General features: G+C 60.8%; 2 protein-coding genes. Both read right to left on the bottom strand.

Annotated features, from left to right (window positions below):
- Window positions 1-1,370: 1,370 nt before the first annotated feature.
- Window positions 1,371-1,742 carry a hypothetical protein gene (locus ACFFGH_RS34265; protein WP_386677419.1) on the bottom strand — a complete coding sequence of 124 codons (372 nt, stop codon included), beginning with the start codon at window positions 1,740-1,742 and terminating at the stop codon, window positions 1,371-1,373.
- Window positions 1,743-1,834: 92 nt separating this feature from the next.
- On the bottom strand, window positions 1,835-2,062 hold the full coding sequence (locus ACFFGH_RS34260; RefSeq protein ID WP_386677417.1) for a hypothetical protein: 228 nt from the start codon (window positions 2,060-2,062) through the stop codon (window positions 1,835-1,837).
- Window positions 2,063-2,528: the final 466 nt, after the last annotated feature.

The raw sequence follows: 2,528 nt of genomic DNA, 5'->3' as shown, positions 1-2,528 counted from the left end.
ATGGCCGAAAGACGAGCCGGGGCGTGCTTACTCGCTAGCCGGGCCTCCGCACAGAACATGGCCTGTTCCAATGCGGCCTAACACCTGAGTTAAGCCGAACCGCGAAGCGGTTTCGGCTTGGACGAATTGTTAGGCCTGCCACCGACGCACCTCGGGAGGGGGCGGCTAGCCTCAGCCCGATTCTAGGCTATTGGATGCTTGAACGGACTCTGCCACTGCCCGTCGATAGCGCAGCAATGTATACCGAACGCCTGCAAGGCCGACCGCTGCAAATGCCCCGGACATAAGCAGGTTGTACTTAAGCGCGAACGCTCCGAAAGTGTAGTGGCCTAGCGCGAATATCCAGAGCGGTACGACCGCCGTATTAACTGCGGCCCAGATGACGCGGCTACGCGCCGCAGACAGCCGTTCTCTTGCTTCGACCTGTTGCTTTTCTTGTGAGTTGCCGGAGGTTTTCATGGCGGCCTAACACCTGAGTTAAGCCGAACCGCGAAGCGGTTTCGGCTTGGACGAATTGTTAGGCGCCATTCAACGGTGTAGCCGACCAAACGCGCAAGTACCGTTTGCAGGTGAATGCTTCAGTGAACCAGCAGGCAAGCACCGCAACATGCGTGCGCTCGCCTGCACAGTGGCCCTGCGAGCTGCACTTACCCGTAAAAGTCACTGACTTTCCAGGCGCAAGCTTGGTGTCATGGACCATCAGCGTCCCCTCCGGCGATGCTGGGAAAAGCTCAGGGTCCCGCCGCAGCTCTGTGCCGAAGATGAAATACGGGTGCAGATACAGGGCCGGCCGCCAAGAGTTGTTCCGCAGTTCCAGCTCGTACTGCCCGCTGGCCGCATCGTAAGAGCGCACTGACAAGGTCAGGCCGTCCGTGACCGGGCCAGCCGTGACACACCCGCAAAGAGCGACAGCTGAGAGTGCGGCAGCTACGAATGATTTCATGGCGCCTAACACCTGAGTTAAGCCGCGCCGCGAAGCGGCGTCGGCTTGGACGAATTGTTAGGCCGCGTGCGCCGGGCGGCCCTGGCGCCACTTGGCGGCGAGGAACCCGACTGCGAAGCCCAAGATAGCTGAGCCGAGCGCGACTCTGAGCGCACTCATACGGCCGTAAGCCGCCATTCCTTGGATGTGGGACCTAGCCGCAGGGCTCAAAGGGTCCGGGTCTCCCGTTTTCAGGAGGTATGAATAGAGACTCTTATGCTCAAAGACCAAGCCGATGTGGCTGACTTCCGCAACAACAAGCAACAATGCGGACAATGCAATGAGGCCGAAGACGAACCCTCTGAGCTTGAATGGCATGAGTCTTCCCCGAGCGGCCTAACACCTGAGTTAAGCCGAACCGCGAAGCGGTTTCGGCTTGGACGAATTGTTAGGCGGCAAGCTGCGAACCCGCGAGCAGGCCACCGGCGTAAAGGGCGCCGCATACGACAAAGACGAGCACCGCACTGGCCATGCTACGGAGAGCTCGGCGCCAAGTGAACGCACGGAAGAAGTAGTAGGCAAGCCCGACAGGCGCGAAGAGCGCGACAAGGAGCGGGCTCGCCACAGGTGGCTTCACCCCGTGGACAGATGCGTGCGCCTTGCACCAGGCAAAAAGAAGCAGCGCGAGCACTAGCATGTGGACGAGCGCAACCTCGTTATGAATAGGCTGCTGCCTGTAGCTCGGAGCTAGAGGCTCGACCAGCCCGGCTACCGGCCAGGTCGAGACGAGGAGAGCGAGAATGAAGCGATCGCGTGTCATCAATGCCGCCTAACACCTTGAGTTAAGCCGCCCCCCCCGAGAACCCGTCTGGAGTTCTGGAGCCACGAAGCGGGTTCGGCTTGGACGAATTGTTAGGCGCCGAAACCCGCACCAAAGCGGTTATAGAGACCGACACCAATCACGGCCAAAACTAGCACGACGAGCCCCACAGCCTGTACGTCGTCGCTGTCCAGGCGAGCAAGCCGCCTGCGAAGACGACCACTGACCGTCAGTGGAAGTAAGACCGCGAGCCCGGCTGCAAAGCACGCCAGCTCGAGCCATGTACGGAACTGAATCCAGCCGATGAAGTCTGAGATCACGGCTGCTGGCGCCTAACACCTGAGTTAAGCCGCACCGCTGCGGAAGAGTGGCCGGAGCCCAGATGGCTGAGCAATCGGACCTCTCAATGGAGCTACGAAGCGGTGTCGGCTTGGACGATTTGTTAGGCAGCGGCCAACCAAGCGGTTGCAGGCCTTTTGCGGAAGAGTACCGGGTGATGCGGCCGGAGGCGACAGGCTCACACGGTTGCCGGAACCGAGGCGCCTGGAACTATCGGAGCACCCTCAAGCAGCCGAGCCGGGCGACGACGAGCGATCTCGTTGCGGCCGAAGAGCCAACTGAAACCAATGTTGCGTTTGGCGCGGCCTAACACCTGAGTTAAGCCGCGCCGCGAAGCGGCGTCGGCTTGGACGAATTGTTAGAGCCATGCTCCGCGCCGCTTGCCGCTCTGGCGCACGCACCACGTCTCGAGCTTGTTCTCGTGGAACTTCGGACAACTGGAGAGAC

Source organism: Lysobacter korlensis (genome assembly GCF_042434515.1).
Note: the sequence above shows the minus strand (reverse complement) of the source record. Positions and strands in the feature narration are given on the sequence as shown.